The 21,887-nt window shown below is 67.9% G+C and carries 26 protein-coding genes and 1 tRNA gene; 10 read left to right on the top strand and 17 right to left on the bottom strand.

Annotated elements, in window-relative coordinates; genetic code table 11:
• Window positions 1-119: 119 nt before the first annotated feature.
• Window positions 120-314 (bottom strand): helix-turn-helix domain-containing protein, encoded by a 195-nt coding sequence (locus tag AWC03_RS20465; RefSeq protein WP_142278448.1) that lies wholly within the window; start codon window positions 312-314, stop codon window positions 120-122.
• A gap of 121 nt (window positions 315-435) precedes the next feature.
• Here AWC03_RS20465 and AWC03_RS28350 point away from each other — a divergent pair, with 121 nt between their 5' ends.
• On the top strand, window positions 436-912 hold the full coding sequence (locus AWC03_RS28350) for a helix-turn-helix domain-containing protein (protein WP_211279259.1): 477 nt from the start codon (window positions 436-438) through the stop codon (window positions 910-912).
• Window positions 899-2,032, top strand: coding sequence for a tyrosine-type recombinase/integrase (locus AWC03_RS20455; protein ID WP_085242533.1), 1,134 nt, complete (start codon window positions 899-901; stop codon window positions 2,030-2,032). The genes AWC03_RS28350 and AWC03_RS20455 overlap by 14 nt, the downstream gene beginning before the upstream one ends.
• Before the next feature lie 37 nt (window positions 2,033-2,069).
• Here AWC03_RS20455 and AWC03_RS20450 read toward each other — a convergent pair.
• The 3 genes from AWC03_RS20450 to AWC03_RS20440 form a co-directional block, all read right to left on the bottom strand.
• A tRNA-Ser gene (locus tag AWC03_RS20450) sits at window positions 2,070-2,159 on the bottom strand.
• A 29-nt stretch (window positions 2,160-2,188) separates the two neighbouring features.
• Window positions 2,189-2,647: a nucleoside deaminase gene (locus tag AWC03_RS20445; RefSeq protein WP_085242551.1), complete on the bottom strand. Its 459-nt coding sequence runs from the start codon at window positions 2,645-2,647 to the stop codon at window positions 2,189-2,191.
• A 110-nt stretch (window positions 2,648-2,757) separates the two neighbouring features.
• Window positions 2,758-3,279, bottom strand: coding sequence for a tRNA adenosine deaminase-associated protein (locus AWC03_RS20440; protein ID WP_085242532.1), 522 nt, complete (start codon window positions 3,277-3,279; stop codon window positions 2,758-2,760).
• A 128-nt stretch (window positions 3,280-3,407) separates the two neighbouring features.
• Between AWC03_RS20440 and AWC03_RS20435 the strand changes: the two genes are divergently transcribed.
• Window positions 3,408-4,352, top strand: a complete 945-nt coding sequence (locus AWC03_RS20435; RefSeq protein ID WP_085242531.1) for a prephenate dehydrogenase — start codon at window positions 3,408-3,410, stop codon at window positions 4,350-4,352.
• On the opposite strand, the gene AWC03_RS20430 is transcribed toward AWC03_RS20435, so the two are convergent.
• Genes AWC03_RS20430 through AWC03_RS20410 form a run of 5 tightly spaced genes read right to left on the bottom strand, consistent with a single transcriptional unit; the run spans window position 4,315 to window position 8,364 of the window.
• Window positions 4,315-4,869, bottom strand: coding sequence for a putative glycolipid-binding domain-containing protein (locus AWC03_RS20430; RefSeq protein WP_420845686.1), 555 nt, complete (start codon window positions 4,867-4,869; stop codon window positions 4,315-4,317). The genes AWC03_RS20435 and AWC03_RS20430 overlap by 38 nt on opposite strands.
• A gap of 41 nt (window positions 4,870-4,910) precedes the next feature.
• Window positions 4,911-5,642, bottom strand: coding sequence for an ABC transporter permease (locus tag AWC03_RS20425; protein ID WP_085242550.1), 732 nt, complete (start codon window positions 5,640-5,642; stop codon window positions 4,911-4,913).
• Entirely contained in the window at window positions 5,639-6,325 is a 687-nt protein-coding gene (locus AWC03_RS20420) for an ABC transporter permease (protein ID WP_085242529.1), read from the bottom strand. The genes AWC03_RS20425 and AWC03_RS20420 overlap by 4 nt, the downstream gene beginning before the upstream one ends.
• A gap of 3 nt (window positions 6,326-6,328) precedes the next feature.
• Window positions 6,329-7,420: an ABC transporter ATP-binding protein gene (locus AWC03_RS20415; protein WP_085242528.1), complete on the bottom strand. Its 1,092-nt coding sequence runs from the start codon at window positions 7,418-7,420 to the stop codon at window positions 6,329-6,331.
• Complete coding sequence (locus AWC03_RS20410; protein ID WP_085242527.1) at window positions 7,417-8,364, bottom strand: ABC transporter substrate-binding protein; 948 nt, start codon at window positions 8,362-8,364, stop codon at window positions 7,417-7,419. The genes AWC03_RS20415 and AWC03_RS20410 overlap by 4 nt, the downstream gene beginning before the upstream one ends.
• Before the next feature lie 100 nt (window positions 8,365-8,464).
• Here AWC03_RS20410 and AWC03_RS20405 point away from each other — a divergent pair, with 100 nt between their 5' ends.
• Window positions 8,465-8,818 (top strand): LapA family protein, encoded by a 354-nt coding sequence (locus tag AWC03_RS20405; RefSeq protein ID WP_085242526.1) that lies wholly within the window; start codon window positions 8,465-8,467, stop codon window positions 8,816-8,818.
• Between the two features lie 6 nt (window positions 8,819-8,824).
• Here the strand turns inward: AWC03_RS20405 and AWC03_RS20400 are convergent, their stop codons facing one another.
• A complete protein-coding gene (locus AWC03_RS20400; RefSeq protein ID WP_085242525.1) occupies window positions 8,825-9,871 on the bottom strand; it encodes a phosphotransferase family protein in 1,047 nt (348 codons plus the stop codon).
• A gap of 9 nt (window positions 9,872-9,880) precedes the next feature.
• Window positions 9,881-10,489, bottom strand: a complete 609-nt coding sequence (locus AWC03_RS20395) for a histidine phosphatase family protein (RefSeq protein WP_085242524.1) — start codon at window positions 10,487-10,489, stop codon at window positions 9,881-9,883.
• Window positions 10,490-10,635: 146 nt separating this feature from the next.
• On the opposite strand from AWC03_RS20395, the gene AWC03_RS20390 reads away from it, so the two are divergent.
• From AWC03_RS20390 to AWC03_RS20370, 5 genes are read left to right on the top strand one after another with little or no spacing between them, the layout of a single operon-like run.
• Window positions 10,636-11,682, top strand: coding sequence for a phosphotransferase family protein (locus tag AWC03_RS20390; RefSeq protein WP_085242523.1), 1,047 nt, complete (start codon window positions 10,636-10,638; stop codon window positions 11,680-11,682).
• Window position 11,683: 1 nt separating this feature from the next.
• Window positions 11,684-12,448, top strand: coding sequence for an SDR family NAD(P)-dependent oxidoreductase (locus AWC03_RS20385; protein ID WP_085242522.1), 765 nt, complete (start codon window positions 11,684-11,686; stop codon window positions 12,446-12,448).
• Between the two features lie 41 nt (window positions 12,449-12,489).
• Window positions 12,490-13,797 carry an acyl-CoA dehydrogenase family protein gene (locus AWC03_RS20380; protein WP_085242521.1) on the top strand — a complete coding sequence of 436 codons (1,308 nt, stop codon included), beginning with the start codon at window positions 12,490-12,492 and terminating at the stop codon, window positions 13,795-13,797.
• The gene (locus tag AWC03_RS20375; RefSeq protein ID WP_085242520.1) at window positions 13,794-14,396 is read left to right on the top strand and encodes a TetR/AcrR family transcriptional regulator; all 603 of its coding nucleotides are present in this window, start codon (window positions 13,794-13,796) and stop codon (window positions 14,394-14,396) included. Before AWC03_RS20380 ends, AWC03_RS20375 begins: the two co-directional genes overlap by 4 nt.
• The gene (locus AWC03_RS20370; RefSeq protein WP_085242519.1) at window positions 14,396-15,367 is read left to right on the top strand and encodes an NADPH:quinone oxidoreductase family protein; all 972 of its coding nucleotides are present in this window, start codon (window positions 14,396-14,398) and stop codon (window positions 15,365-15,367) included. The genes AWC03_RS20375 and AWC03_RS20370 overlap by 1 nt, the downstream gene beginning before the upstream one ends.
• Before the next feature lie 73 nt (window positions 15,368-15,440).
• Here the strand turns inward: AWC03_RS20370 and AWC03_RS20365 are convergent, their stop codons facing one another.
• Window positions 15,441-17,321, bottom strand: coding sequence for an alkyl/aryl-sulfatase (locus AWC03_RS20365; RefSeq protein ID WP_167542685.1), 1,881 nt, complete (start codon window positions 17,319-17,321; stop codon window positions 15,441-15,443).
• A 172-nt stretch (window positions 17,322-17,493) separates the two neighbouring features.
• On the opposite strand from AWC03_RS20365, the gene AWC03_RS20360 reads away from it, so the two are divergent.
• Window positions 17,494-17,970 carry a lipoprotein LpqH gene (locus AWC03_RS20360; protein ID WP_085242517.1) on the top strand — a complete coding sequence of 159 codons (477 nt, stop codon included), beginning with the start codon at window positions 17,494-17,496 and terminating at the stop codon, window positions 17,968-17,970.
• Here the strand turns inward: AWC03_RS20360 and AWC03_RS20355 are convergent.
• The 5 genes from AWC03_RS20355 to AWC03_RS20340 form a co-directional block, all read right to left on the bottom strand.
• The gene (locus AWC03_RS20355) at window positions 17,963-19,543 is read right to left on the bottom strand and encodes a sensor histidine kinase (protein ID WP_244275098.1); all 1,581 of its coding nucleotides are present in this window, start codon (window positions 19,541-19,543) and stop codon (window positions 17,963-17,965) included. The genes AWC03_RS20360 and AWC03_RS20355 overlap by 8 nt on opposite strands.
• A complete protein-coding gene (locus AWC03_RS20350) occupies window positions 19,521-20,225 on the bottom strand; it encodes a response regulator transcription factor (RefSeq protein ID WP_085242548.1) in 705 nt (234 codons plus the stop codon). Before AWC03_RS20350 ends, AWC03_RS20355 begins: the two co-directional genes overlap by 23 nt.
• A gap of 151 nt (window positions 20,226-20,376) precedes the next feature.
• Window positions 20,377-20,532, bottom strand: coding sequence for a DUF6131 family protein (locus tag AWC03_RS27515; RefSeq protein ID WP_090419013.1), 156 nt, complete (start codon window positions 20,530-20,532; stop codon window positions 20,377-20,379).
• Between the two features lie 10 nt (window positions 20,533-20,542).
• The gene (locus AWC03_RS20345) at window positions 20,543-20,791 is read right to left on the bottom strand and encodes a hypothetical protein (protein WP_085242547.1); all 249 of its coding nucleotides are present in this window, start codon (window positions 20,789-20,791) and stop codon (window positions 20,543-20,545) included.
• A gap of 129 nt (window positions 20,792-20,920) precedes the next feature.
• A complete protein-coding gene (locus AWC03_RS20340) occupies window positions 20,921-21,859 on the bottom strand; it encodes a class I SAM-dependent methyltransferase (RefSeq protein WP_085242516.1) in 939 nt (312 codons plus the stop codon).
• Window positions 21,860-21,887 lie beyond the last annotated feature (28 nt).

Genomic DNA, 21,887 nt, shown 5'->3' with positions numbered 1-21,887 from the left:
AGCGGTCCCCGCCGGTGCTGGTAACACCGGGTCAACGGGGGCCGTTCTGCGTAAGTCCTCGGTCCGGTCGTCGTCGACCAGCCCGAGGTCGGCGTGATCCTGCTGCGGGCGATCACACATTAGGCCGCGCCGCCACGAATCGTGTTGTCGCTCAGGTACTTCAGAATGTCCTCGCGGCGGTAACGGATCTTGCGGCCAATTCGGACGTAGGGCAATCCTCGACCGAGATAACGATCCTGGTTGAGAGATTCCTTGCTCGCTCTGATTAAGTCCGCTACCTCGGCGGTCGTCATCAAGGCCGGCAGCGCGTCCATAGAGTCACCTTTCCTCCCTTCAAACGAGGATTTTCCTCGTTCACAGATAGATTTACTTCAACTGAGCTTGAGTGTCAAGAACATCATTGAAACGAGGATTTTCCTCATTTAATGTGATGGCGTGGTGAGACGTGATGAAGAGCAGTGGGAACCACTCGACTCTCTGGGGAAAACTGGCACGACTGTCGCCAAAAACATTAGGTCGATACGTCAGGCTCGCGGCCTCGCGTACACAGAACTTGCGGCGCGACTCAAGTCCCTTCAGCGCGAGATACCGACATGGGGCCTGCGCAAGATCGAGTCGGGTGGGCGGCGAGTAGACGCTGACGACCTCGTCGCTTTGGCTCTGGCCCTCGGGGTTTCGCCAATCTCGTTGCTGCTGCCGGGAATGCCGGCGGTTCCCGACCCTGATGCGAAGGTTGAGGTCACCGGGGTCGAACACAGGGTGTATCTCGGGGAACTGTGGAACTGGCTTAAGGCAGACATCACGCGTACTCCACCGTCGTGGGCCAATGTGTCCCGGCCGTTGTTTGAGGCGAACGGCGTGCCCGCCTGGGAGTGGGCCAGATGGTCCAGGGGCACCGATGGCGACGATTAGTAAGTACGAAACTGCCAGTGGGTCAACGCTTTACCGTGTTCGGTATCGCAAGCCCGATAACCGGCAGACCGACAAGCGAGGCTTCAGAACCAAGAAAGCCGCGGAGGCGTTCGCCAATACCGTCGAGGTGAAGAAGCTCACCGGCGAGTTCATCCCGGAGACTGCCGGCAGGATCACGGTGGGCGAGCTGGCGCCGGACTGGCTGACTCGCAAGGAACAGGCCACCGCAGCGTCGAACTACCGCATGATCGAGTCAGCCTGGCGTGTGCACGTCAAACCGAAATGGGGAGGCTGGCAGGTATCCAAGATCACCGTTCCCGACGTCGAAGCATGGATAGCCCAGATGGTTCGCGATGGCCGTGGCGCCACAACAGTTCTGCGAGCTCAGGGCGTTCTATCCGGAGTTCTGGCCGACGCGGTGAAGGCCAAGAGGCTGGCTGTGAACCCGGCGAAAGGTGTTGAGGGGCTGCCTCGTAAGGCGGCGCGTCGGCACGTGTACCTGACCGCTGATGACGTGCATCGGCTGGCGGCCGAAGCCGGCGAACACCGCGCCCTGGTGCTCGTGCTGGCCTTCTGCGGTTTGCGCTGGGGCGAGGCGATTGCACTCCGAGTGCGTGATGTCGAGTTTCTCAAGCGGCGCCTGGTTGTTGCCGAGAACGCGGTACAGCTCGGTGTTGACCACGCGGTCGGCCCGACCAAGGGCCGCAAAACGAGGTGTATTCCAGTCCCGTCGTTCGTGCTTGATGAGCTGTCCCAGCGATGCAAAGACAAGGACGCCGGCACTTTGGTGTTCCCCGGCCCCGAAGGCGCGTTCCTTCCGCGGCCGAAGTCGACCCGCGGGTGGTTTCACGGCGCGGTGAAGCGCTCGGGCGTTCAGGCAATCACTCCCCACGACCTACGGCACACTTGCGCGTCACTGGCGGTGTCGGCCGGCGTCAATGTCCTGGCGTTGCAGCGGATGCTTGGACACCAGTCGGCGAAGGTCACTCTGGACACCTACGCAGACCTGTTCGACACCGACCTTGATGCGGTTGCGGTCACTTTGCACAAGTCCTACTCACTCGGAAGTGTGGGCAAAATGTGGGCACCGAATGTGCACCAGGTCGGCCAGCAAACATGAAAACACCCTCTAAGCTGCGTTAACAACCAGAGGGCGTTGGCGGTGGCGGAGGGATTTGAACCCTCGGACGGTGTTAGCCGTCACACGCTTTCGAGGCGTGCTCCTTAGGCCGCTCGGACACGCCACCGCCGAGCAGCTTACCTAACCGTGAGCCCCTCACCCCAATCGCTGGCGGGCGAAGAAGGCCTCCAGCGGTGCGGCGCACTCTTCGGCGAGCACGCCGCCGCGTACTTGCGGCCGATGGTTGAGCCGCCGATCGCGGACCACGTCCCATAGGGATCCGACCGCTCCGGTCTTGGGTTCCCACGCGCCGAACACGAGCCGGCCGATGCGGGCCAGGACCAGTGCGCCGGCGCACATGGTGCACGGTTCGACGGTGACCGCGAGAGTGGCGCCCTCCAGCCGCCAGCCGTCGCCGAGGACGCCGGCGGCCGCGCGCAGCGCCAGGATCTCGGCGTGCGCCGTGGGATCGCCCAGAGCTTCCCGGGCATTCACCGCGCGGGCCAGTTCGGTTCCGTCGGCCCCGACGACCACCGCACCGATGGGCACGTCGCGGGGACCCGCCGTCGCCGCGACCGACAACGCGGCACGGATCAGGTCTTCGTCACCGATCACCGACCGGGCCTGATGGCGGCGACCCGCATCGCCCGGCTTCGCCGCGCTCGCGATCACCGACCGGGCCTGATGGCGGCGACCCGCATCGCCCGGCTTCGCCGCGCTCGCGATCACCGACCGATGCGGTCGATCACGGCCGACAGCTGGTCGGCAAAGCCCATCTCCCGGGCGATGCGGCCAAGCTGCTCGTCCGCGTACAGGTCGGCCTCGTCGAGGATCACGCCCAGCACCGCCTCGGGCAGGCCGATGTCGGCCAACAACCCGAGGTCGCCCTCCTCGAAAGGATCCGAATCCTCCAGATCCTCGGGGTCGATGTCGGCGTCAAGCTTGTCCAGCACTTCGGCGGCGATGTCGTAGTCCAACGCGGCGGTGGCGTCCGACAACAGCAGCCGCGTGCCCGACGGCGCCGGGCGCACGATCACGAAGAACTCGTCGTCCACGTCCAGCAGCCCGAACACCGCGCCGGCGCTGCGCAGCTCCCGCAGCTCCGTCTCGGCGGCCTTGAGGCTCATCAGCGATTTCCGGGCCATCGGGGAACACCGCCACTGGCCCTCTTCGCGCACGACCGCTACGCCGAAACCGTCCGGCGTATCCGCGGACGGGCCTTGGGCTGGGGCCCGTTGTGCTCCCATGGCCGCTTACGGTAGTCGCAGACGAGGCCCCCTGACCAGATGGAGCGAAACGCGGCAACGTCTGACCGCACCGCGCCGCCGGGTTGTGCCAACCTTGGTCTGTGGCTAGCCCCGTTTCTCAACCACCGGTGTGCGTGCTCGGGCTGGGCCTGATCGGCGGCTCGATCATGCGGGCCGCCGAGGCGGCGGGCCGGGAGGTGTTCGGCTACAACCGGTCGGTGGAGGGTGCACGCGGAGCCGCCGCCGACGGTTTCGACGCCAGCACCGACCTGGCGGTCACGTTGACCCGCGCAGCCGACACCGGCGCGCTGATCGTCCTGGCGGTGCCCATGCCGGCGATGGCCGGCATGCTCGCCCACGTGGGCGAACTGGCCCCGAACTGTCCGTTGACCGACGTCACCAGCGTCAAACGGGCGGTGCTCGACGAGGTCGTCGCGGCCGGTCTGCAGGAACGTTTCGTCGGTGGTCACCCGATGACCGGCACCGCTCATTCGGGCTGGGGCGCGGGCAACCCCGGCCTGTTCACCAGGGCGCCGTGGGTGGTCAGCGTCGACGACCACGTCGACCCGGCGGTGTGGTCGATGGTGATGACGCTGGCGCTGGATTGCGGCGCGGTGGTGGTGCCGGCCAAGTCCGACGACCACGACGCCGCGGCGGCCGCCATCTCACACCTGCCGCACCTGCTCGCCGAGGCCCTGGCGGTCATCGCCGGGGAGGTCCCGCTGGCCTTCGCGCTGGCCGCCGGATCTTTCCGCGACGGCACCAGGGTGGCCGCCACCGCCCCCGACCTGGTGCGCGCGATGTGTGAGGGCAACTCCGACCAGCTGGTGCCGGCCGCCGGCCGGGTCATCGAGCTGCTGAGCCGGGCCCGTGAATCCCTGGTCGGGAACAATTCGGTGGCCGAACTCGTCGAGGCCGGGCACGCCGCCCGGACGCGCTACGACAACTTCCCGCGTTCCGAGATTTTCCACGTCGTCATCGGCGCCGAGAACTGGCGCGAGGAGCTGGCCGCCGCCGGCCGGGCGGGCGGGGTGATCAGATCCGCTCTGCCAAGCCTGGATAGTCGACGATGAACCCCTCTTCGTCGACGCTCACGACGGTATCGGCGACCGGGGAGCGCAGCTTGATGCCGTCGAGGCCGCCCGAGCTGCTGTAGCTCACGACGTCCGCGGTGATGGACATATCAGGCAGATTGACGTAGACCACCGGCAGTGTGACCGAGTCCGGCCTTTCGTGGAGGCCGAGCCGGCGGATGGGCAACGCGTTGAAAAACGGGCTGAACACCACGTCGCAGTCGAGGGCTCCGTTGTACCCCGCCCGGTGCTCGCCCTGATGGTCGGTGACCAGCCACATGTTCTCTTCATCACGGGCGATGGAGATCACACGTTCCCGCTCGGCCAGCGTGACGGTCATGCCGAGCCGCTTGGTGGCGCCGGTCTCGTCGGTCTGCAGGTCGTAGTACGCGCCGAACGCCGGATTGGTTGCGGTGGCGGCGGCCACGATGCGGCCATTGGCCTTGATTCTCTTGCCGGACACCTGAATTCGTACCGATTCCATCCGCGATACGTCCTGTGCACGCCAGGTGAGTATCGCCTGCCATACCCGCCGACTCGAATCAGAGGAATCTGTGTTCACTCATCTACCGTAATCGTGCCCGTCGACGGTCGCGTACCTGCCCGGCGCTCGCGCCGGCCGGCGGCCATGCGCAGGCGGTCGCCGCCCGGCACCGATGCCCACACCGCCAACGCCAGCAGCCCGTCGAGCGCGAGCGCCAACGCGGCCACCATGAAGGCGCCGACCAGGGCGAGGTGAAATTCGCGCTCCTTGATTCCGTCGATCAGGTATCTGCCCAGCCCGCCGAGACTCGCGTAGGCCGCGACCGTCGCGGTGGCGACCACCTGCAGCGTGGCGCTGCGCAACCCGCCCAGGATCAACGGCAGCGCGTTGCGCGCCTCTACCCGGAGCACCTGAGCCTCCGTCATTCCCATCGCACGGGCGGCGTCGACCACGGCCGGCTCGACGTTGGCGATCCCCGCATACGTGCCGGCCAGCAGCGCCGGGACACCCAGCAGCATCAGGGCGACCAGTGGCGGCCCAACGCCGAGCCCGAACAGCAGCGTTCCGAGCAGCAGCACGCCCAGCGTCGGCAGGGCGCGCAACCCGTTGACCGCGCCCACCACCAGCAGGGTGCCGCGGCCGGTGTGCCCGATGATCAGCCCGGCGGGAATGGCGATCAGGGCCGAGGCGCCCACCGCGAGCGCCGTGTACTCGAGATGCTCCAAGACCCGCGCCGCCAGCCCGACCGGACCCGTCCAGTTCTCGGCGGTCAACAGGAAGGCGACGGCGCCCTGCACGAAGTTCATCGCGCGCCGCCCACGATCGGGGCCACCACCGACCGTCGGCGCGGCGGGCGCGCGGCCCGCTCCCACGGTGTGACCAGCCGGCCCGCCACCACGATCAACGCGTCGATGACGATCGCCAGCGCGAAGAGCGCGATGATGCCCCCGAGGATCTGGTCGCTCTTGTTGGTCTGGTAGCCCTCGGTGAACCAGGCACCCAGGCCGCCGATGCCGATCACCGAACCCACCGAGACCATCGCGATGTTGGTCACCACCACCACCCGCAGCCCAGCCAGCAGAACCGGAACAGACAGCGGCAGTTCGACTTTCAGCATTCGCGTGATCGGCGAGTAGCCGACCGCGGTGGCGGCGTCACGCACCGGGGCCGGCACCGCGTCCAGCGCCTCGAGCACCGCCCGGACCAGCAGCGCCGCGGTGTAGGCGGTCAGCGCGACCATGACGTTGGCCTCGTCGAGGATCCGGGTCCCGATGATCATCGGCAAGACCACGAACAGCGCCAGCGACGGGATGGTGAACACCACGCTCGCGGTGGCCGTCGTCAGCCGTCGCGCAACCGGCGCACGCTGCACCGCCGCGCCCAGTGGGACCGCGATCGCCAGGCCGATCAGCACCGGCACCAACGACAGCCGCAGATGGACGAGAGTCAGCACCCAGGCGTCATCGAGGTGGGTGAGCAGGTAGTGCATCGCTCAGCCCCGCCGTCGGGCTTCCACCGCGGCCAGCACGTCGCCGGCGAGCACACCGCCGATGACCCTGCCGCCGTCGTCGACGGCGATGCCCACCCCCGACGGCGACGACAGCGCCGCGTCCAGCGCGTGGCTGAGGTTGCCGTGGGGACGAAACAGCGAGCCGACGCCGCTCATGCTGTCGGACAACGACGCACCCCCGCGATGCCGGCGCACCCCTTCGGTGTCGATCCAGCCCAGCGGCGCGCCGGCGCCATCCACCACCACCGCCCAGCCATCCGCCGGGCAGATCCTCGACAGGTCATCCGCCGGGATGCGCTGCACGTCGTGCAGCGGCAGGCCGGCGGCATCGATGAGTTGCAGCCAGCGGTAGCCCCGGCCCAGGCCGATGAACCTTGCCACGAAATCGTTGGCCGGGCGCGACAGCAACCGCGCCGGGTCGTCGTACTGCTGTAACGACCCGGCCCGGAACACCGCGACCTTGTCGGCGAGCTTGAGCGCTTCGTCGATGTCGTGGGTGACGAACACGATCGTCTTGTGCAATTCGCTTTGCAGCCGCAGGATTTCGTTCTGCAGATCGAGCCGGACGACCGGGTCGACGGCCGAGAACGGCTCGTCCATCAGCAGGATGGGCGGGTCGGCGGCCAGCGCACGGGCCACGCCGACGCGTTGTTGCTCACCGCCGGACAGCTGCGCGGGGTAGCGGCCGGCGAGCCGGGCGTCCAGCCCGACGCGTTCGAGCACCGCGTAGGCGGCGGCGCGGGCCGACCGCCGAGATTGCCCCTTCAGCACCGGAACCGTTGCGACGTTGTCGATCACCCGAAGGTGCGGCATCAGTCCGGCGTGCTGGATGACGTAGCCGATGCCGAGGCGCAGCCGCACCGGGTCGAGGGTGGACACGTCCACCCCGTCGACGGTGATGACGCCGGACGTCGGCTCGATCATGCGGTTGATCATGCGCAGCGCCGTGGTCTTTCCGCTGCCAGACGAACCGACGAAGACGGTCAACTCCCCGCTCGGGACCGTCAGGCTCAACCGGTCCACCGCGGTGGTTCCGTCGGCGAAGGCCTTGCTCACTTCGTCGAAGACGATCATTGGCCGACCGGATGATTGAAGCCGTTGTCCCGCAGCCATTTCCGCGCGGCCTGGTCTGGATCGACGCCGGAGTTCCCCGCCACCGCGGCGTTGAGTCCGGCCACCCCGGCGGTGGTCAGCCTCGCCGACACGGCGTCCAGCACCTCCTTGAGCCGGTCCGACTTCTTCTGCGAGTTCAGCAGCGGCACGATGTTGCCGGCCAAGAAGTTGTGCGCGGGGTCGTCGAGCACCACCAAGTGATTCTGCGGGATGGCCGGTGACGTGGTGAAAACGTTTGCGGCGTTGACCCTTCCCTCCACCAGTGCGCGCACCGTCACCGCGCCGCCACCGTCGTCGATGGCGACGAAGTTGCCGGGCCTGATGTCGAGTCCGTACTTCTGCCGCAGACCCGGCAGTCCGGCCGGCCGGGTCGCGAACGCCGAGGGCGCGCCGAACCTCACATCCGCCGAATAGACCGCCAAATCGGCGATCGTCTTCAGCTTCCAGGCATTAGCCGTGTCACCGGTCACGGTCACGGTGTCGGTGTCGGACGCCGGCGACGGAGTCAGGATCGCCAAGTCCCCGGGAAGTTTGCGGTCGAGTTCCAACTCGACGGCGTCCAGTATGGTCGCCGTCGACTCGGGCGCGAAGTACAGCAGCAGGTTGCCGATGTACTCGGGCACCAGGTCGATGGAATGGTCTTTGAGCGCGGGAATATAGGTCTCCCGGCTGCCGATCCCCATCCGCCGGCCCACGTCGAAACCGTTGGCCTGCAATGCTTGTGCGTAGATCTCGGCGATGATCTGAGATTCCGGGAAGTCACCCGACCCCACCACGATGGATTTGGGGCTGCTGACCGCGCCGCCCAGCGGGTCGGAGCTGCTGCACGCCGCGAGAACGCAGATCGCCGTGAGCCACACCGCCGTTTGGATGCTCGCGCGGTGCGCGCGCGACGGCATCGTCATACCGCCGACACTAACGGCAGAATCGCGCGGGCGCCGGGACCCGGCAGGCCGGTTGCGCGGTTTGGTTTCATTCCTCGCCCGATGGGACCAAGATGACACTATGAGCAGCCACACCCCTGACTCGCCCAGCCAGCCGCCCGCCAAACCCGCCGCGGCGCCCACACCGGGCACCGCGCCCAAGGAACCGGCGATCGGGTTCACCCGCGCCGGTGCGCTGTGGTCGTCCCTGATCGGCGGCTTCCTGATCCTGATTCTGTTGCTGATCTTCATCACCCAGAACACGGCGGAGACCCCCTTTACGTTCTTGGGCTGGCACTGGCGCCTGCCGCTGGGGGTGGCCATTTTGCTGGCGGCGGTGGTCGGCGGCCTGATCACGGTGGCCGTCGGCACCGCGCGGATATTGCAGCTGCGCCGGGCGGCCAAGAAGCACCACGCGGCGGCGCGTAAGGGTTAGCGCGCCTCAGCCGGGCAGCTTGGCCAGCTCGGCCAGCCCGCGGGAGATCAGCGGCGCCACGACCTCCGGCATGTGGTCGGTGTCCATCCCGCGGGCCTGGTCCGACATCCGCCTGCGAAAGTCGATGCCCGCGGCGATGATCGCGAGCTTGAAGTAGGCCAGCGCCATGTAGAACTCCCAATGCGCCAGCGGCAGGCCGGCGACCAACGAATACCGGTCGGCCAGCTCGTCGGCCGTCGGCAGCAGCGGCGAGGTCCAGGCGGCCTGGGCGTTGACGATCAGGTCCAGCGCGGGGTCGCGATACACGCACATCAGGGCCGCGTCGGACAGCGGGTCGCCGAGGGTGGACAGCTCCCAGTCGACGACGGCGCGCACCTTCGTCGGGTCGTCGGCGTCCAGGATGGTGTTGTCGATCCGGTAGTCGCCGTGCACGATCGACGTGCGGCTCTGCTGGGGAATGGTTTCCTGCAAGCCGGAATGGAGACGTTCGACGTCGGCGTCGCGGCGGTCGTCGGGCAGCCGCACCAACGCCCACTGCGAGCCCCACCGCCGCACCTGGCGCTCCAGGTAACCGCTGGGCTTGCCGAAATCGGACAGGCCGACGGCCGCCGGGTCGACGTTGTGCAGGTCGACGAGGACCCGGATCAGCGAGTCGACGCAGCCCTCGATGACGGTGTGGCTGAAGGCTTCCAGCTGCGCGCGGCGGCGCACCACCTGGCCGGCGACGAATTCGACGATCTGGAACGGGGCGCCCAGCACGGATTCGTCCTCGCACAGCGCGATCGCGCGCGCCACGGGTACAGGTGTGTCCCGCAGCGCGGCGACCACCCGGTACTCGCGCGCCATGTCGTGCGCCGACGGGGTCAGCCCGTGCAGCGGCGGGCGCCGCACCAGCCAGCTGGTCGCGTCGTCGTAGACCCGGAACGTCAGATTGGAGCGGCCACCGGAGATGAACTCCGCGCGCAACTCACCGTCGCGCCCGATGCCCAGCGAACGCAGGTAGGCGTCCAGCGAGGCCAGGTCCAGCCCTTCGAGTTGGTCAGCTGAAGTCACCGGACTTGTTTACCACCTCTGATTTCGCGGTAGCAGGTCCCACACGTGCTCGACCCCGTTGACCCCCGCCACCGTCGCCTGACCGGATCGGGAGAACAGCAACCGGGTGATCGACGCGTAGTCGACCGGAAACGACAACAGCCGGGACGTCCCCAGAATCTGGTGCAGCAGGACGTTGATCACCCCGCCGTGGCTGAACACTGCGACGGTGTCCTCGGGTTCGGCGGCGACGACGAGGTCGTCGACGGCCGCGCGCACCCGCGCCAGGAACGCGTCCTCGTCGACCGCACTGGGCAGGTGCCCTTGGGCCAGGCGCGCCCACTCCTCGGGCATTTCCTCGCGGATCTGCTCGACGGGGATGTACAGGGGAAGGTCACGGTCGTATTCGGCGAATCGCTCGTCGATCTCCACCGTGAGTTCCCGCGCCGTCGCGACGGGTTGGGCGGTCTGGATGGCGCGCCGCTGGGGGCTGCTCACCACCCGGGAGATCGGAAAGCGGTCGAGCGCCCTGGGTAGCCGCTCGATCTGCGCCAGTCCCTCGTCCGACAGGTCGGGATCGGAACCCTCGCCGTGTTCGCTGCGCAGCGGCAGCGCGTGCCGGACCAGAAGCAATTGCATGTGTTGGTTCCTGTCTGTGCGGGGCGCGACGTGTTCATTCAAAGCACGCGGACCGGCCGCCGCAAAATGCGGGCGCACGCGGGAGCCGAAAGGTCGGCGGTCCGTCGGGAGAATGCTATTCTCCGCACAGAGAGCGGGGTGTGCGAATGACGACGGTAGACCAGTCCCAACTGGATGCGGGCGTGCTCGGTCGCTGGCTGGATGCGAACGACGCACCGGGAAGCGGCGAAGAACCGCGGCTGCAACAGCTCAAGGGCGGTTCGCAGAACACGCTGTACCTGCTCGAGCGCGGCGGCGAGCGGATGGTGCTGCGAATGCCCGGTGCCCGCGCCGACGCCGCCCGCATCGACGGCTTGCTGCGCGAGATCCGGCTGGTGCGAGCGCTGTCCGGCACCGACGTCCCGCACGCGGCGCTGATCGCGGCCGACGACACCGGCACCGTCCTCGGGATGCCCTTCTATGTCATGCAGGCCATCGACGGCTGGAGCCCGATGGACGGCGGGTGGCAACCGCCGTTCGACACCGAATTGAACGCCCGCCGCGGGCTGGCCTTCGAACTCGTCGAGGGCGCAGCCAAGCTGGGCCGGGTGGATTGGCGCGCCCAAGGGCTGGAGGGCTTCGGCCGCCCGGACGGATTCCACGACCGGCAGGTCGATCGCTGGCTGGCGTTCCTGAGCGCCTACCAGGTGCGCGAGCTGCCCGGCCTGGACGAGGCCGCGGCTTGGCTGCGCGACAACCGGCCCGCGCAGTACCGACCGGGCATCATGCACGGCGACTACCAATTCGCCAACGTGATGTTCGCCCACGGCGCGCCGGCGCGGCTCGCCGCGATCGTGGACTGGGAGATGACGACGGTCGGCGATCCGCTGCTGGACCTGGCGTGGTGCCTGCTCGGCTACGACGGTGAAGAGCCGCGCGCCGACGGGTTCTATCTGGACATGAGCGGCATGCCCCGCCGAAGCGAATTGCTGGCGCACTACGAGACGGTCAGCGGGCTGTCGACCGAGAACATCGACTACTACCTGGTGCTGGCCAATTGGAAGCTCGGCATCGTGCTGGAAAAGACTTACGCTGCGGGGGTGCGCACCAGAAAGGTCGACCCCAAGATCCAGGACGCCTTCGGGACGATGATCCCGCAGCTGATCGCGACCGCGGCCGAGCTCGCGCGCTCGCTGCCCTCCCGGGGCCACTGAAATGGGTTACGCCGACCAGCTTTTCGATCTCACCGACCGAGTCGTGCTGGTCACCGGCGGCAGCCGCGGACTGGGCCGCGAGATGGCGTTCGCCGCCGCGCGCTGCGGCGCCGACGTCGTGATCGCCAGCCGCAACATGGACAACTGCGTGACCACCGCCAAGGAGATCGAAGCCGAAACCGGTCGCTCCGCCATGCCGTATCAGGTGCACGTCGGTCGCTGGGATCAGCTCGACGGGCTGGTCGAGGCCACCTATGACCGCTTCGGCAAGGTCGACACACTGATCAACAACGCCGGGATGTCACCGCTGTACGACAAGCTGACCGATGTCACCGAGAAGTTGTTCGACGCGGTGGTCAACCTGAACCTCAAGGGGCCGTTCCGGTTGTCGGCCTTGGTGGGCGAGCGGATGGTGGCGGCCGGACGCGGGTCGATCATCAACGTGAGCACGGCCGGATCGCTGCGCCCCACGCCCGACATCATCCCCTACGCCGCCGCCAAGGCCGGGCTCAACGCGATGACCGAGGCGCTGGCGAAGGCCTTCGGACCGGCCGTGCGGGTCAACACACTGATGGCCGGACCGTTTCTGACCGATGTGAGCAAGGCCTGGAACCTCGAGGCGGCCGAGGGCAAGCCGTTCGGGCACCTGGCACTGCAGCGCGCCGGGGACCCGGCCGAAATCGTCGGCGCGGCATTATTTTTGGCATCCGACGCGTCCAGTTTCACCACCGGCTCGATCCTGCGCGCCGACGGCGGAATTCCGTGACGCGGCGGGGTCGGCGCCAATGAACGAATAGGAGTATCCGAATGTCGTGGGACTTCTCCACCGAACCGGAGTTCGAGAAGAAGCTGGAGTGGATCCGGCAGTTCGTCCGCCAAGAGGTGGAACCCCTCGAGGTGTTGTTCCCGGGTTGCGAGTTCCTGCCGCTGAACGACGAGCGCCGCCGGATCGTCGACCCGCTCAAACAGCGGGTGCGCGACCAGGGTTTGTGGGCACCACATCTGGGGCCCGAACTCGGCGGGCAGGGCTTCGGCGCGGTCAAGCTGACGTTGATCAACGAAATCCTGGGCCGGAGCCCGTGGGCGCCGATCGTGTTCGGCACGCAGGCGCCTGACACCGGCAACGCGGAGATCATCGCCCGCTTCGGAACCCAGCAGCAGAAGGACCGCTACCTCGCGGGCCTGCTGTCCGGGGAGATCTTCTCCTGCTTTTCCATGACGGAGCCGCAGGGCGGCGCCGACCCGCGGGTTTTCCGGACGCGCGCGTTCCGCGACGGCGACGACTGGGTGATCACCGGGCGAAAGTACTTCTCCTCCAACGCCTCCGTGGCCTCGTTCTTCATCGTCGTCGCGATCACCGACCCGGACGTGCCGGTCCACCGCGGCGCGTCGACGTTTTTGGTGCCGGCCGGAACCGATGGCCTGACCATCGAGGCCACCCATCATCTGGTCGGTGCGCTGCCGCACGAACCCGGGCATTCGCTGGTGCACTACGACGGGGTGCGCGTGCCGTCGGACGCGCTGCTGGGTGAACCCGGCCAGGGCTTCATGATCCTGCAGACACGGCTGGCCGGCGGGCGGCTGCACCACGCGATGCGATCGATCGGGGTCGCCCAACGCGCGGTGGAGATGATGGCCCGCCGCGCGAAAAGCCGTTTCACTCAGGGCAGTTCGCTGGCCGACAAACAGTTGGTGCAGGCATTCATCGCCGATTCCTACACCGAGTTGATGCCGTTCCGGCTGGCGGTGCTGCACGCCGCGTGGCTGATCGACACCGCCGGCGAACATGCGGCCCGCGCCGAGATCGGCGCCTGCAAGATCTTGGCGTCACAAGTGCTCAAATCCATTGGGCTGCGTGCGATCCAGGTGCACGGGGCGCTGGGCACCACCGACCAGCTGCCGCTGGTCAACGTGCTGCTCGGCGGGGTGGCGCTTGGCCTGGCCGACGGGCCGACCGAGGCCCACAAGGTCAACCTGGCCCGGCTACTGCTCAAAGGATACGAGGCCGAGGACCCCGAGTGGCCCAGTGAGCTGCTGGACATCCGTCGGGAGGCCGCCCGCACCAAGTACGGCGACCTCGTCGACCGCGTTCCGGCGCTGCCCGATTCGCCGTGAGCAGCAGGGTGACCGCGGCGGTCGAGCGGGCGCTCGACGACCGCCAGCGGGAGGCCACCGAAGAGGTGGAGCGCATCCTGTCTGCCGCGGTGCGAGTCATGGAACGGGTCGCGCCCGAGCCGCCGCGGGTGAGCGACATCGTCGCCGAGGCCGGCACGTCGAACAAGGCGTTCTACCGCTATTTCGCCGGCAAGGACGATCTCATCCTGGCCGTCATGGAGCGCGGGGTCAGCATCGTCGTGTCCTACCTCGAGCACCAGATGGCCAAGGAGAGCGAGCCGCGCGAGCGGGTCGCTCGCTGGATCGAGGGCACGCTGGCGCAGGTCGCCGACCCGCACTTGATCAGCATGAGCCGAGCGGCCGCCGGACAGCTGTCGGATTGGCGAGCGGTGGACCGGGAGATGCTGCGGCCGCTGCGCGACCTGCTCGTCGAACCCGTTGCGGCACTGGGCAGCAGAGATGTCGACCGCGACGTCGAGGCGGTGTTCAGTTGCACGGCGGCGAGTATGCGACGATACGTGGGCTCGGCCGACCGGCCCGGGTCCGACGACATCGCACACCTGGTGGGATTCTGCCTGCGTGGTCTGGGGGTCAGCTGATGCGCGCGATCGTCTGCCGCTCCTATGGCTCACCGGAAGATCTGGTTCTCGAGGACGTCGACGAGCCGGTTCCGGCCCCCGGGCAGCTGCTGGTGCGGGTGCATGCCGCCGCTGTCAATTTCCCCGACGTGCTGTTCATCGCCGGCAAGTACCAGGTCAAGATCCCGCCGCCATTCATCCCGGGCAACGAGATCGCCGGAGAGGTGATCGCCACCGGCGCCGGCGCGCCGTTCGCGCCGGGTCAGCGCGTGTCCGGAACCACCTTCGGGGCGTTCGCCGAACGCGCACTGCTCGATGCGGGCCAGGCGTCGCTCATCCCCGACGACGCCGACTTCGCTTCGGCCGCGGCCTTCGGCGTGACGTACCGCACCGCGTATCACGCCTTGCGCTCGACCGCGGCGGTGGCGGAAGGGGATTGGGTCGTCGTGCTGGGAGCCGCGGGCGGCGTGGGGCTGGCCGCGGTCGACCTGGCCGTCGCCATGAAGGCCCGGGTGCTGGCCGCCGCGTCGAGCCCCGAGAAACTGGACCTGTGCCGTCGACGCGGCGCCGAGGCGACCGTCGACTATGACCGGGAGGACTTGAAGGCGCGCATCCGCGAGCTCACCGGCGATGCCGCCCGAGTGGTCATCGACCCCGTCGGCGGGCCGTACGCCGAGCCGGCGCTGCGGGCGCTGGCCCGCGGTGGCACCTTCGTCACTTTGGGCTATGCCGCGGGGTCCATACCGGCCATCCCGCTCAATCTCGTTCTGCTCAAGGACATCTGCGTGCGGGGCATGGAGATCCGCACCTTCATGACCGACCACCCGGACGAGGCCGCCCGCGACATGCGGGAGCTCTCGGAGATGTTCGCCGCCGGCACGATTCGTCCGTACATCGGTGCGCGGTTCCCGCTGTCCGAAACCGCCGCCGCGCTGCGGCACGTGGCCGACCGCAAAGTGTTGGGCAAGGTCGTCATCGAGGTGGCGCGCTAGTTTGCGCGAGCAGACGCAAAGTCGCACAAAGTCGGCGAGTTTGATGCGATTCTGTGTCTGCTCGCGAGGCCAACTAGGGCGTGACGATGTTGAAGCCCGGGTCGGGCTGGTCCAGCGCACCCAGGAAGGCCCGCAGCGCCGCCTGGTCGCCGGATATCTGCAGACCCGGCGAGCTGAAGTCGCCCAGCGCCGCGGCCAGCAGCCGGGACTTGCCGTCCAGCCGGACCGTCACGGTCGCCGTCGCGGGCTCGGCCGCCGCCTTGCGGTGGACGAGCACTCCGTTGCGCAGGGTCAGCCGGTAGTTGACGGCCAGGTCGGCGAAGGCGATGTCGATGGCGAGGTCGAGATCCCAGCTGCGCGGCCCGTCGACCCGGATGGCGAGGCTGTCGAAGATCTGCTCAGGGGTCAGCTGCGACAGCATGGTGGGCGAGGTGGCCTGAGTCGCGGTGCCGAAGTTCCCGCCCCGCAATTCGGTTGCGCCGCTGAGGAAGAAGTTGCGCCACGTCGCGTTCTCGGCACCGTAGGCCAGCTGCTCGAGCGTGTCGGCGTAGAGCGCACGCGCGCCAGCATGAGCGCTGTCGGCGAAGACGGCATGATCCAGCAGCGTTGCCGCCCAACGGAAGTCGCCGGAGTCGAACGCCGTCCGGGCCAGCTCGACCACTCGGTCGATTCCGCCCATCGCCTCGACGTAGCGGGGAGCGAGGGCCTCCGGCGGATGCGGCCACAGCCTGGCCGGGTTGCCGTCGAACCAGCCCATGTAACGCTGGTAGACGGCCTTCACGTTGTGGCTGACCGAACCGTAGTACCCGTGGGTGTGCCACGCGCGCTCGAGCGCCGGCGGCATCTGGAACATCTCCGCAATCTCGACCCCGGTGTAGCCCCGGTTGAGCAGTCGCAGCGTCTGGTCGTGCAGGTAGGCGTACATGTCGCGCTGCAGTGAAAGGAATTCGACGATGCTCTCCCTGCCCCAGGTGGGCCAGTGGTGGGAGGCGAACACCACGTCGGCACGGTCGGCGAAGGTGTCGATCGCCTCGGTGAGGTAACCGGACCACGCGTGCGGGTCGCGCACCAGGGCGCCGCGCAGGGTCAGCAGGTTGTGCAGGTTGTGGGTGGCGTTCTCGGCCATGCACAACGCGCGGAAACGCGGGAAGTAGAAGTGCATTTCGGCGGGCGCCTCGGTGCCGGGTGCCATCTGGAACTCGATCTCCACGCCGTCGATGGTGTGCCTCTCGCCGGTCTCGCGGACGTCGATGGTGGGGACGATGATCGCCACCTCACCGGTGGACGGCGCCTGGCCGAGGCCGCAACCGACCTGGTCCTGCGGCCCGCGGGGCAGCAGGGTGCCGTACATGTAGGTGGCCCGCCGCGCCATGGCCGGACCGGCGTAGACGTTCTCCCGGACGGCGTGCTCGGCGAAGCCTTCCGGCGCCAGCACGGCCACCGCGCCGGCGTCCACGTCCGCCTGTGAGGTGACTCCCAGCACGCCGCCGAAGTGGTCGACGTGGCTGTGGGTGTAGATCACCGCGACGACGGGGCGTTCGCCCGTCCGGTGGGCGCGATACAACGCCAGCGCCGCCGCCGCGACCTCGGTGGACACCAATGGGTCGATGACGATGACGCCCGTATCGGTCTCGACGAACGTGACGTTGGAGATGTCGAAGCCACGGACCTGGTAGATGCCGGGCACCACTTCGTAGAGGCCTTGTTTGGCGGCCAGTGTCGACTGCCGCCACAAGCTGGGGTGCACCGACGCCGGCGCCTGACCGCGCAGAAAGGAGTAGGCGTCGTTGTCCCACACCGTCCGGCCGTCGGCCGCCTTGATCACGCACGGCGACAGAGCGGCGATGAACCCGCGGTCAGCGTTGTGGAAGTCCGCGTCGTCATCGAATGGCAGCGCGTGTGCGCGGTGCGCCGCGTCGATGACTGCGGTGGGGGGTTTGTGCTGCACGCCAATACAGTGCCACCGACGTGCCGTTGACCGGGGCCATTCCATCGGATCTCGTCAAGTGGCCAATGGACACAAAAACCGATTACCCGGAACCCTGGATTCGCGGACTAGTTAACCCGCATACTGCCCCCACGGCCCTCAATGCCGAGGGCCGCAACTATCGGGCAAAGGAGAACCCGTGAAGCGTGGACTGATCGTCGCGGTGGCTGGAGCGGCAATTCTGGCCGCCGGAGTTTCCGGCTGTTCGAGTAACAAGCAGAGTTCGGGCGGTTCGGGCACCAGCTCCGCCGTGAACACCTCGGCGGGCGCCGCCAGCGGAACCAAGGTCCTCATCGACGGCAAGGACCAGAACGTGAGCGGCTCCGTCGTGTGCACGTCCGCGGGCGGCACCGTCAACATCGCGATCGGTGGCGCAGCGACCGGCATCGCCGCCGTGCTCACCGACGCCAACCCGCCGCAGGTGAAATCCGTTGGCCTGGGCAACGTCAACGGTGTGACGCTCGGGTACACCTCGGGAACCGGCCAGGGCAACGCCTCCGCCGAGAAGAACGGGAACAGCTACAAGATCACCGGAACGGCCACCGGGGTCGACATGGCCAACCCCATGCAGCCCGTGAACAAGCCGTTCGAAATCGACGTCACCTGCTCTAGCTAGCCGAGGTTGCGGGCGGTTGCCACCCGTTGAGTGGCAACCGCACCGTGAACTCGGTATGGCCGGGTGAACTGTCCACCGTGATGGTCCCGTTGTGGGCCTTGACGACCGCGGACACGATCGCCAGACCCAGCCCGGTGCTGCCGCCCTTGCGGGAGCGCGAGGTATCGCCGCGGGCGAACCGCTCGAACACCTCGGATTGCAGTGCCACCGGGATGCCGGGGCCGTTGTCGATCACCTGCAGCACGGTGTGATCAGGCTCGGTGCCCAGGCGCGTCGTCACCACCGTGCCCGCGCCGGTGTGCAGGCGGGCGTTGGCGAGCAGGTTGGTCAGCACCTGGTGGAGCCGGGCCGCATCACCGGTGACGATCACAGGTTCCTCCGGCAGGTCGAGTTCCCACTGGTGGTCCGGCCCGGCCACATGCGCGTCGTTGACCGCGTCGACGGCCACCCGCGACAAATCGACCGGTTCGCGTTCCAGCGGGCGGCCGGAGTCCAGGCGGGCGAGCAGCAGCAGGTCCTCGACCAGCCGCGTCATCCGTTCGGTTTCGGAGGCGACCCGGCTCATCGCGTGCGCCGCCGCCTCGCGGTCGTCCCCCATGCGTTGGGTGAGTTCGGTGTAGCCGCGGATCGCGGCCAGCGGGGTGCGCAGCTCGTGGCTGGCGTCGGCGACGAACTGACGGACGCGGGTCTCGCTGGCCTGCCGCGCCGACAGCGCGGACGCGATGTGGTCCAGCATCCGGTTGAGGGCCGACCCGAGTTGGCCCACCTCGGTGGAGGGATTCGCGTCCGATTCGCGCACCCGGACCGGCAGCTGAACCTCCCCGCGATCCAGCGGCAGGTCGGCCACCTTGCTCGCGGTCTGCACGACGCGGCGCAGGGGCGCCAGCGCCCGGCGGATGATGACCACCCCGGCGATGGTCGCGGCCGCCAGCGCGACCACGGTGACGAGGGCGAAGATGATCAGCATCCGGATCAGCGTGGCGTCGATGTTGGACATCGAGAGGCCGGTGACGATCGTGTCGGCGCCGTTCCGGCTCGGGGCCGCAACCACCCGGTATCGGCCGAGGCCGTCCAGCTCCACGGTGACCGGCGCGCGACTGGCGGCTATCCGTTCCAGCTGGCTCTGGGCCGTCGGGGTCAGCGCGGCGCGGGTGCCGCTGCTCGTGAGGTAGCCGGCGTCGACGATCTCGCCGTGATTGACGACCGCGGCCAACATGCCTGCCGGCTGGCCGGGGGCGTCCAGGAATCGCGGGCCGGGGCCCGGCCGCGGATAGTAGGAGTGCTCGCGCCGCCATCCCGGGTGGTTCGGTTCGGGATACATCAGCGCCGAACGGAACGACGTACCGGCGAGCTGCCCGTCGAGCTGCTTGACCAGGTGGTGGTTGAGCGCCAGTTCGGTCACCGCGGTGATTCCGACGCACACCAAGGCCAGCACGACGATCTGCCCGACCAGCAGCCGCAGCCGCAGCGACCAGGCCCGCCGCGGCTCAGCGCGCCTAGCCAAAAATCGCGACCCGCTGCGCCCGGCTTCGCCGCGCTTGCGATCGCTCCTAGCGAGCCGGCTTGAGGACATAACCCGCGCCCCGCAGCGTGTGGATCATGGGGTCGCGCCCGTTGTCGATCTTCTTGCGCAGATAGGAGATGTAGAGCTCGACGATGTTCGACCGGCCGCCGAAGTCGTAGCTCCATACCCGGTCGAGGATTTGGGCCTTGCTCAGCACCCGCTTGGAGTTGCGCATCATGAACCGCAGCAACTCGAACTCGGTGGAGGTCAACGCGATCGGCTCGCCGGCCCGGGTGACCTCGTGGCTGTCCTCGTCGAGCACCAGGTCGCCGACCGTCAGCTGCGCGCCGCTGTCCAGCGTCGTCACCCCGGTGCGCCGCAGCAGCGCGCGCAGCCGCAGAACCACCTCTTCGATGCTGAACGGCTTGGTGACATAGTCGTCGCCGCCCGCGGTCAGCCCGGCGATGCGGTCTTCCACCGCATCTTTCGCCGTCAGCAGCAGCACCGGGAGCTGCGGGTTCTCTTCACGCAGCTTGTGCAAGACGTCGAGCCCGCTCATGTCGGGCAGCATCACATCGAGGACGACCACGTCGGGGCGCTGGGCCCGGGCGGCGGCAATGGCCGAAGCACCGTCGCCGGCGGTGGCGATGTTCCACCCCTCGTACCGCAGCGCCATCGACACCATTTCGGCCAGGACGGACTCGTCGTCCACGACCAACACATTGATCGGATTGCCGTCCGCGCGACACATGACCACCCGTTCGACGGAGGCGCGGGGCTGTGTCACGAGTTCCAGTATCCGCACCGTGCTGAGCCGCCGCTATGGCGCAGCTTTGCGCCAGCTGTGAACGGGATCGCGCGACTGCCGGACAGTCGCGCGATCCCGTTTCCCGGCGTGGTGGCTAATACCAATAGCGCCGGCCGGCGACTGGACGACCGATCGAGCCCATGATCCACAACACGGCGCCGATGACCAACACGACGACGCCGATTTCCCACAGCAATGGGACGCTGAATACAAACCCGAGAATAAGCAGGACTACGCCCAAGACAATCATGACGACTCCTTTAGGTGAGGGGCAGTAAAACACCAGGCATTGAACTGGGCTGCGGAACATGGCAGTCCTTGACTTTCGGGTTGACGCCCCCGTAATTCAAAGGCCCCGCGATGACGGTCAACGCGATGTTGCCCGCCGTGACACAGCTGGTCGAGTCACCTTTGAAGTAGTCGCGTTGCCATGCCGCGAATACCCCGATGAGCAGCCATACCAGGGCGAGGGTGCCGATGATTCCGCTGCCACGCATGGTGCCCTCCAATGTGGTCGAGAAAAATTTCTCGTGGAGCATAGTTACCCATTCGACTTATGTCTAAACATTCGTCGCGGGTGAATTCGGCAGTGCGCCAGCGGAGCCCGGGGACCGAATCGAAGTGGTTTGACGCGCTAGCTAACGTCGCCGCGCGGACACGTACAGGGTGGGCGGCACCGCGCCCTCGGAGTCCTGAGGAACGCTGCGACCGTAACGAGCCATCAGTTCGGCGAACGTCGCCGTGGCGACATCCCAGTCGCGCTCCCGCAGCCAGGCGTCGACGGCGGTGCGCTCTTCGGGATACCAGAGGTCGTCCAAATCGGTGATCTCGGAATCGACCAGCTTGGCCGCCGCTGCCCGCATGCGCCGCATCTCCTCGCGCTGACGCCGGACGAGATCGGGGTCGGTGAACCCTTCGCCCGGCACGTTGGAAGCCAGCCAGCTGCCGTCGGCGCTGAGCGAATGGATGCGCTCGAACAACAGGTCCTGGCCCTGCGCCGGCAGGTAACGCACCAGGCCCTCGGCCGACCAGGCGGCGGGCCTCGACGCGTCAAACCCGGCCTCCTGCAAAGCCTTCGGCCAGTCTTGCCGCAGGTCGATGGGCACGTTGACCAGCCGCGCCCTGGGCTGCGCGCCGTGCTCGCGCAGCGTGGTGGATTTGAACTCCAGGACCTTGGGTTGATCGAGTTCGTAGACGACCGTGCCGTCGGGCCACGGCAGCCGCCAGGTGCGGGCGTCCAGCCCGGCGGCCAGGATCACCACCTGCCGTACGCCGGACTCGGCGGCGCCCAGGAAGAACTCGTCGAAAAAGGCTGTCCGCGTGGCCATGAAGTCGATCATCAGCTGGATGCGCGTGCGCACGTCGGGCTCGAGCTCCACCGCCTTGGCCAGCAGCTCAGGATCGGCATAGATGCTCCACATGCCTTCGCCGGCCGCGTCCACGAACACGCGCGCGAACGGGTCGCTGATGAGTGGGTTCTCGCTCTCCGTCTCGGCGGCCCGCGCCGCCGCGACACCCAATGCGGTGGCCCCCACGCTTTGGGTGATGTCCCAGGAGTCGTTGTCGGTACGCGGCATCGCCAGTCCCTTCAGGAGCAAGATTCAG

This window comes from Mycobacterium europaeum (genome assembly GCF_002102155.1).
Classification (GTDB): Bacteria; Actinomycetota; Actinomycetes; order Mycobacteriales; family Mycobacteriaceae; genus Mycobacterium; species Mycobacterium europaeum.
This window is presented reverse-complemented; position numbering and strand designations above follow the sequence as displayed.